The sequence below is a fragment of the Nonomuraea sp. NPDC049784 genome, assembly GCF_040659615.1.
Classification (GTDB): Bacteria; Actinomycetota; Actinomycetes; order Streptosporangiales; family Streptosporangiaceae; genus Nonomuraea.
Map to the genome: position 1 here is coordinate 24,708 of NZ_JBFAMX010000065.1, position 7,499 is coordinate 32,206.

Here is a 7,499-nt window from a genome sequence, read left to right on the forward strand (position 1 = left end):
CCGGTTGTCCGTCGTGAAGATCAACGTGCTGAACGTGCCCGCCGACATGCGCGAAGAGCTCGAACGTCGCTTCTCCAACCGCGCCGGGATGGTGGAGTCGGCCGACGGGTTCGAGTGGTTCGAGCTGCTCAGGCCGGTGGAGGGCACGGAGCGTTACCTCGTCTACACCCGTTGGCGGAGCGAGGAGGACTTCCAGAAGTGGCAGCAGGGCCAGGCGTTCCAGCGTGGGCACGCCCAGGCGGCCCAGGCTGCGCAGACGCAGGGCCACGGGCACGGCCATGGGCAGGGCCCCGCGGCGACCGGCTCCGAGCTGTGGTCGTTCGAGGTCGCCGAGAGCACCGGCCCCAAGCCTGCCGAGGGTTAGGCGTCCAGCGGGTTGCGGGCGATACGGTCCACGATGCCGTTGCGTACGAACTGACCGGCGATGCTCGACGGCTTGCGCGTGCCCTGCTCGGAGATGCACGCGCTGAACTCCTTGGCGATCTCCAGCCGCGGGTAGCGCTCGAGGACCTCCCGCCGTATCGCCTCGGGGATCTCATCCGTACGGCGGCCCGAGATGTCCATGCCGGTCGAGAGCTCCAGCAGGTGGCCCTCCGGGTCCTCCTCCACCGGGACCTCGTCCCACATGTGCCGGATGATCACCTCGCCGGCGCGTACCCGCCGCTCGGGCGACCAACCGGCCCCGGCGCAGAAGATCCACGCCACGTGCCCGCCGGCCTCCTCGAAGGGCACGGTGTGGCTGTCGAACTCCGCGGCCATCCCGATGTCGTGCAGCATGGCCGCCACGTACAGCAGCTCGGCGTCGAACGCGATGCCGTGGTCGCGCGCGTACGCGGCCGCCCACAGGTAGGCGCGGATCGAGTGGTTGAGCAGCGAGGGCGTGTGGTAGCGGGTGGCCACTTCCAGCGCGCCGCGGCAGGCGGGCGTGTCCGGAATCACGAGGTCGTCGAATGTCACGGGACAAGCATGTCCTGACCTGTACGGTCTCCGCCATCCTGGGCACCCGCATGTCGCCACCTCGCTCGGGCATCGAGCGTCTAACGAATCCGACACACAGCTTGACCGCTTGATCGCGATTCGGACAGCATGTTCCGCCTTCACTTTTTGTCCCGAAAGGAACTGGCGTGCGCCGGCTCGCGATACCTCTTGCCCTCATGCTGGCACTCGGCGGGTTAGTCAGCCCCGCGCATGCCGACAAAGTGACCCGTACCGCGGAGTGCCAGGGGGACTGGCTGCCCGGCACGCCGACGGCCGACGACGTCATGACGGGCGAGATCTCGCTGGTCGGGTTGCCCGCGTACAAGCTGGGCAAGAAGATCGACTGGAGCGCGAGCCCGTACAAGAACCGCTCGTGGGAGTTCGTGTTCCAGTCGCTGCGCTGGATGGGCACGCTGGTCGTCGCCTACGAGAACAACGGAGAGCAGCGCTACCTGGATCGTGCCACCGAGATCGCCAAGGACTGGGTCGCGCACAACAAGCGCGGCGCGGGCGGCACGAAGCCGTACGTGTGGCAGGACCACCCCGTCTCGCTGCGCACGCAGCCGCTGCTGTGCCTGAGCATGCACGTCAACGAGAGCTGGCTCAAGGACAGCCTGGCCGATCACGCCAAGCTCCTGTCGGACTCGCGGCTCTACAAGAAGGGCCACAACCACGGCATGGACCAGGACATCGCCCTCATGGGCATCGGCTGCCGCTACGGCCGTAAGGACTGGACGAACCTGGCCTCCAGCCGCCTGACCGGCACGGTGAAGCTCGACGTCGACTCGCAGGGCGCGCTCATGGAGCAGGCGCCCCGCTATGCGGTGTACGTGTACGACCGGCTGCAGGTCGCGATGGCCAACATGAAGGCGTGCGGCAGGAAGGTGCCCGGCGAGATCGCCAAGCGGGCCGATGCCCTGAAGGACTTCGTCGCCCACGCGACCATGCCGAACGGCTACATGGTTCCCATCGGCGACGGCACCGCCGAGACCGAGCCCAAGATCGATACGGGGACGCCGAAGCAGGAGGTCAAGACGTACCGGGCCGGGTACGTCTTCGGCCGCACGGCCTGGGACAAGCCGGACTCGGCCTACTACTCGATCAGGTTCGGGCCCGGGATGAAGTTCCACGGCCACGAGGATCACCTGGGCGTCACGTACTACGCGCAGGGACGCGACATCCTGGTGGACGGCGGCTTCCACTCCTACGAGAAGAGCTCCTACCGCTACTGGACGCTCTCGCCCGAGGCGCACAACGTCCCGACGGTGGTCGGCGCCCGCTTCCACCCGCGCACCTCCTCCAAGCTCGTCGGCTCGAAGTACGACAAGGACCGGCAGTCGTTCAAGCTGACGGACAAGGCATACGGGGTGAGCCGTACCAGGTCGGTGCTGGTTAACCACGGCGAGGACCTGATGGCGGTGCTGGACACGGCGTCGGGCGGCAAGAAGATCAGGAACCTGTGGCGCTTCAGCCCGTCGCTCAAGCTGGTGTCCAACGGCGGCGGCAAGGTGGTGCTCGGGGACGGCAAGTTCAAGGTCACCCTGCTGCAGCTGTCGCCGTCGTGCGACCGGGTCGGGGGGCAGAAGGTGGAACGCGGCGGGAAGCTGGGGTGGGTTTCGCCCACGTACCTGTCGAAGCAGCCCACCAATGTGGTGGTGTCACCGGCGGCGAAGTCCCTGCTGACGGTGATCGTGCCGGGAACGGACTCGCCCAAGGTGTCGTGCTCGGGCAGGAAGGTCACGGTGGAGGGCATCACCTTCCCCTCCACCGCGTTCTAGGCGATCCCGCGTCCCCTCGTTGGGCGGCGGCCCCGACGGGCTCATGCTCTGGTCGACATCGCTCGTGAAAGTCCTGCGCGGACATAGAAGCGCCACCTGTCATACTTCCTGCACGTCGATCTACGAGTCGGTCAGGCAGCCGCCGACCGCCGCAGGTATTCGGCGGTCTCGGCGTCAGCAGGAAAGAGGGCTTCGACGGCGATCTCTTCGAGCGTGATGTCGAAAGCCGCGCCGAACGTCGTGATCGTGCTGAAGAAGCAGAGCTCGACACCGTCGTGCCGGAGCCGGATGGGCATGGCGATGTCAGTGGGCCCCGCGGTAGGCGGGTGGTCCTCGGGGCCATAAGACCGGAGCTCCTCGTACAACGCGCTCAGTTCGGGGTCCCCCGTGCGGGCCGCCTGGCGGGCGAGCCGGGGCAGCAGGTACGCCCGCACCTGCCCCAGATTCTGTAACCGGGGCGCGAACCCGCGCGGGTCCAGGCCCAGCCGCATCATGTTGACCGGCGGCTCCAGCAGCGCCGGATCGACCCCGTCCAGGAAGATCTTCATGGCGGAGTTGGTCAGCAGCACGTTCCAGCGGCGGTCCACGACGACGGCGGGGAACGGCTCATGCCCGCCGAGGACCCCTCGGATGGCCTCGTATGCCTTGGCCAGGTCCGGATCCTCCAGCGGGCGCCGTTCGTAGGCGGGGGCGTATCCGGCGGCGACCAGGAGCCGGTTGCGTTCGCGCAGGGGAACGTCAAGGTGCTGGGCCAAGTGCAGGAGCATGGCGCGGCTGGGGACCGTACGTCCCGTCTCGACGAAGCTGATGTGACGGCTGGACACGTCCGCCTGTATGGCCAGGTCGAGCTGGCTCAGGCGGCGACGATGCCGCCACTCCCGCAGCAGGTCACCAACCGTGCGATCGCTATGCATCCTCCAGTTGTATCCGCCTGCCGTACCCACCTCCCAGGCGCCCGTCCATCGCACCTGCTCCAGCGTCAGGTCCCTGCTTGACCCGCGGCCCGGCCCTCGCCATTGCCGGCGCTTGCGGTTTGTTATCCGGGCGTTTAAATTTATTCGCATGGATAACAAAGTCTGGGACCTCGTCCGGGGTCTCTTCGTCTCCGTGCTCGTCATCTCGATCACGACGCTCGGCGTGGCCGCCGTCATCGGCGGCAACTGGGTGGTGTGGCTACGCGGCGCCGCTGTGGCAGTGGCCGCCCTCTGGCTCGTCGCCCTGGCGGGGCAGGCAGCGCGGGGCAAGAGATCTGCCTACGTACGCATCCGTTTCATCTCCATCGCCGCCCCCATCGGGATCGTGCTCATCCTCATCGCGCCGGACAGCGGCTATCCCGGCTGGATGAAGGCGGAGCAGGCCGTGGTCGGCGTGCTGGTCGCCGCCGTCGCTCTCCTGGTCAACCGACGTGCCGTACGGCAGGCGTTTCCAAAGCGTGGCAAGCTGGGCTGACATGAAGATCTCCGGGACCCGCCGGGCGGCCACCGAGGCCCGCAAAGCACAGATCGCTTCCGCCACGATCGCGGTGCTCGCCCGGCGTGGCTACGCGGAGACCACGTTCGAGGCCATCTGCGAGCACGCCGGGCTCAGCAGCAAAAGGCTGATCTCCTACCACTTCTCCAACAAGGAGCAACTGTTCGAGGCCGTCGTCCACCAGGTCATCACCGACGCGGCCGCCTTCATGCGTCCGGCGCTGGACGCCGCCTCCGGGGCCCGCGCGCAGCTCGAGGCGTTCATCAGGGCCAACATCGCGTTCATCGCCGCCCATCCCGACCACGTGCGAGCAGTGCAACAGATCGCGTTCAACCAGGTGCCGATCGGTGGCCAGGAGCGGGATGCCGCGATCGCCAGGCTGGTGGCGCTCTTCACGGACGGGCAGCGTACGGGGGCGTTCCGGGAGTTCGACGGCGTCTTGATGAGCACGGTCCTGCGGGCGTCCATCGACAGAATGGCAGACCGCCTCATCAACGGCCTGGACCCGGACCAATGCGCGAACGAATTGGTCGAGCTCTTCGACCGGGCAACACGCGCCGAACCGTCGTAGGCCCCGTCCAGCTGCGGGTTGAGTCGTCGCCGTCCTCACCACCTCATCCGGCGGCCGATCGTCGCGAGCGGAACAGCTCATCGAGATGGCCGGTGAGGATGGCCAGAGCCGCCTCGCCGGTACGTTGTGTCCCGAGCACGCTCGAGACGAGCCCGTTGGTCATGGCCAGCAGCCCGGCGGCTTTCACGGGGGCCGGACACGCGCTACCGATGGACCTCGTGGATCTCGTGACGGAACGTATCCTCCGGTTCATCGCCGCAGGCGACGACCACATCTCGGCAAGCAAGTGAATGTGGGCGCCGGGAGTGCAGCCGGCCCGTCCATTACATCCCATGTAATCGACAGGCCGAGCGCGCGCCGCGATGGTGGTTCGCATGACGGAGATCAGCGTCACCGAACGCAACAAGGAACTCGTCCTGCGCGGCTTCACGGAGTTCGCGGCAGGCAACGTCGAGATACTGCGCACCTTGATCCGGGAGGACTTCGTGGAGCACAGCCCGGGGAACCCATCCGGCCGGGACGCGTTCATCGAGTTCATCGCGAACTCCCCGGTCGCCAAATCCCGGCTCCACCTCAAGCGGGTCGTCGCCGAGGACGACCACGTGGTGCTGCACTACCACATGATCCCGGCCGGGGACGAGCGCGGGCTTGCGGTTGTGGACGTGTGGCGGCTGGTGGACGGGCAGATCGTCGAGCACTGGGATGTGGTCCAACCCGTGCCCGCACCCGCAGCGATCCCGAACGGGATGTTCTGAGTGGGGGCCCGCGGCCCTCTCTAGGTCGAGAGGGCCGCGTGCCGATGACGTCCAGGTCGGCCCGGACGTCTTCGATCAGACGAGGTCGAACCGGTCCAGGTCCATCACCCTGGCCCACGCCGCGACGAAGTCGTTCACGAACTTCTCCTTCGCGTCATCGCTCGCGTAGACCTCCGCGAGCGCGCGCAGCTCGGAGTTCGACCCGAAGACCAGGTCGGCCCGGGTGCCGGTCCACTTGACCTCGCCCGTGGCGGCGTCGCGCCCCTCGAACGTGTTCGCGTCCTCGGACGTCGCCTTCCACGTCGTGCCCAGGTCGAGCAGGTTGACGAAGAAGTCGTTCGTCAGAGACCCGGGGGTCGTGGTGAGGACGCCGAGCGGCGACTGCTGGTGGTTCGCGCCCAGGACGCGGAGGCCACCGACGAGGACCGTCATCTCGGGGGCGCTCAGGGTCAGCAGGTTGGCCCGGTCGAGCAGCAGGTACTCGGCCGGCAGCCGGTTGCCCTTCCCGAGGTAGTTGCGGAACCCGTCAGCGGCCGGCTCGAGCGCGGCGAACGACTCCACGTCGGTCTGCTCCTGCGCCGCGTCCACGCGGCCCGCCGTGAAGGGGACCTGGACGTCGAAGCCGGCGCTCTTGGCGGCCTGCTCGACGCCCGCAGCACCGGCGAGCACGATCAGGTCGGCGAGCGAGACCTGCTTGCCGCCGGTCTGGGCGCCGTTGAAGGCCTTCTGGATCCCCTCCAGGGTGCCCAGCACGGTCGCCAGCCGGTCGGGGTCGTTGACCTCCCACCCGCTCTGCGGCTCGAGGCGGATGCGGGCGCCGTTGGCGCCGCCGCGCTTGTCGCTGCCGCGGAAGGACGAGGCCGACGCCCATGCGGTGGACACGAGCTCGGACACCGACAGGCCCGAGGCGAGGATCTGGCCCTTGAGGGAGGCGACGTCCTCAGCGTCGATGAGCTCGTGCGTCACCGCGGGCAGGGGGTCCTGCCACAGCAGCGTCTCGGCCGGGACCTCCGGGCCGAGGTAGCGCACGATCGGGCCCATGTCGCGGTGGGTCAGCTTGAACCACGCGCGGGCGAAGGCGTCCGCCAGCTCGTCGGGGTTCTCGAGCCAGCGCCGCGTGATCTGCTCGTAGACCGGGTCGATGCGGAGCGCGAGGTCGGTCGTCAGCATCGTCGGGGCGTGGCTCTTCGACGCGTCGTGGGCGTCGGGTACGGTGCCCGCACCGGCGCCTTCCTTGGGCCGCCACTGGTTCGCGCCGGCGGGGCTCTGGAACAGCTCCCACTCGTAGCCGTACAGGATCTCGAGGAAGCTGTTGTCCCACGTGATCGGGGTGTTGGTCCAGATGCCCTCGAGACCGCTGGTGATCGCGTCGGCGCCCTTGCCGGTGCCGAACGTGCTCTTCCAGCCGAGACCCTGCGCCTCGATCGGGGCAGCCTCGGGGTCGGGACCGACGTTCTCGGCCGGGCCCGCGCCGTGGGTCTTGCCGAAGGTGTGACCGCCCACGATCAGGGCGGCCGTCTCCTCGTCGTTCATCGCCATCCGGCGGAACGTCTCGCGGATGTCGCGGGCCGCGGCGAGCGGGTCCGGGTTGCCGTTCGGGCCCTCCGGGTTGACGTAGATGAGGCCCATCTGGACCGCGGCGAGCGGGTTCTCCAGCTCCCGGTCGCCGGTGTAGCGCTCGTCACCGAGCCAGGTGGACTCGGGGCCCCAGTAGACGTCCTCGTCGGCCTCCCAGACGTCCGCGCGGCCGCCGGCGAAGCCGAAGGTCTTGAAGCCCATCGACTCCAGGGCGACGTTGCCGGTGAGGATCATGAGGTCGGCCCACGAGATCTTCTGGCCGTACTTCTTCTTGACCGGCCACAGCAGCCGGCGAGCCTTGTCGAGGTTGCCGGGGCCGGCCAGCAGCGCTTCGCGCCGCTCAACAGCTGGCCGGACAACGGCAACCTC

9 protein-coding genes are annotated in these 7,499 nt (G+C 68.3%); 5 read left to right on the forward strand and 4 right to left on the reverse strand.

What is annotated here, in order from left to right:
• Positions 1 to 4 precede the first annotated feature (4 nt).
• Complete coding sequence (locus AB0J09_RS16790) at positions 5 to 364, forward strand: antibiotic biosynthesis monooxygenase (protein WP_360690941.1); 360 nt, start codon at positions 5 to 7, stop codon at positions 362 to 364.
• Here AB0J09_RS16790 and AB0J09_RS16795 read toward each other — a convergent pair.
• Entirely contained in the window at positions 361 to 957 is a 597-nt protein-coding gene (locus AB0J09_RS16795; RefSeq protein ID WP_360690944.1) for an HD domain-containing protein, read from the reverse strand. The genes AB0J09_RS16790 and AB0J09_RS16795 overlap by 4 nt on opposite strands.
• Positions 958 to 1,124: 167 nt before the next feature.
• Between AB0J09_RS16795 and AB0J09_RS16800 the strand changes: the two genes are divergently transcribed.
• On the forward strand, positions 1,125 to 2,756 hold the full coding sequence (locus tag AB0J09_RS16800) for a heparinase II/III family protein (RefSeq protein WP_360690947.1): 1,632 nt from the start codon (positions 1,125 to 1,127) through the stop codon (positions 2,754 to 2,756).
• A 131-nt stretch (positions 2,757 to 2,887) separates the two neighbouring features.
• Here AB0J09_RS16800 and AB0J09_RS16805 read toward each other — a convergent pair whose 3' ends face one another.
• Entirely contained in the window at positions 2,888 to 3,670 is a 783-nt protein-coding gene (locus AB0J09_RS16805; protein WP_360690950.1) for a helix-turn-helix transcriptional regulator, read from the reverse strand.
• 148 nt (positions 3,671 to 3,818) lie between these two features.
• Here AB0J09_RS16805 and AB0J09_RS16810 point away from each other — a divergent pair, with 148 nt between their 5' ends.
• Together AB0J09_RS16810 and AB0J09_RS16815 are read left to right on the forward strand one after the other, a co-directional pair.
• Positions 3,819 to 4,205 (forward strand): hypothetical protein, encoded by a 387-nt coding sequence (locus tag AB0J09_RS16810; RefSeq protein ID WP_360690953.1) that lies wholly within the window; start codon positions 3,819 to 3,821, stop codon positions 4,203 to 4,205.
• A 1-nt stretch (position 4,206) separates the two neighbouring features.
• Positions 4,207 to 4,797: a helix-turn-helix domain-containing protein gene (locus AB0J09_RS16815; protein ID WP_360690956.1), complete on the forward strand. Its 591-nt coding sequence runs from the start codon at positions 4,207 to 4,209 to the stop codon at positions 4,795 to 4,797.
• Positions 4,798 to 4,840: 43 nt separating this feature from the next.
• On the opposite strand, the gene AB0J09_RS16820 is transcribed toward AB0J09_RS16815, so the two are convergent.
• A complete protein-coding gene (locus tag AB0J09_RS16820; protein WP_360690959.1) occupies positions 4,841 to 4,984 on the reverse strand; it encodes a hypothetical protein in 144 nt (47 codons plus the stop codon).
• 187 nt (positions 4,985 to 5,171) lie between these two features.
• Between AB0J09_RS16820 and AB0J09_RS16825 the strand changes: the two genes are divergently transcribed.
• Positions 5,172 to 5,552 (forward strand): nuclear transport factor 2 family protein, encoded by a 381-nt coding sequence (locus AB0J09_RS16825; RefSeq protein WP_360690962.1) that lies wholly within the window; start codon positions 5,172 to 5,174, stop codon positions 5,550 to 5,552.
• Positions 5,553 to 5,627: 75 nt separating this feature from the next.
• On the opposite strand, the gene katG is transcribed toward AB0J09_RS16825, so the two are convergent.
• Positions 5,628 to 7,499 (reverse strand): catalase/peroxidase HPI (gene katG, locus AB0J09_RS16830; protein ID WP_360690965.1); only part of this gene is annotated, 1,872 nt, incomplete at its 5' end.

Coding starts and splice junctions, on each gene's coding strand:
- AB0J09_RS16805 (WP_360690950.1), bottom strand. CDS start 3,670: ATGCATAGCGATCGCACGGTTGGTGACCTGCTGCGGGAGTGGCGGCAT.
- AB0J09_RS16810 (WP_360690953.1), top strand. CDS start 3,819: ATGGATAACAAAGTCTGGGACCTCGTCCGGGGTCTCTTCGTCTCCGTG.
- AB0J09_RS16815 (WP_360690956.1), top strand. CDS start 4,207: ATGAAGATCTCCGGGACCCGCCGGGCGGCCACCGAGGCCCGCAAAGCA.
- AB0J09_RS16825 (WP_360690962.1), top strand. CDS start 5,172: ATGACGGAGATCAGCGTCACCGAACGCAACAAGGAACTCGTCCTGCGC.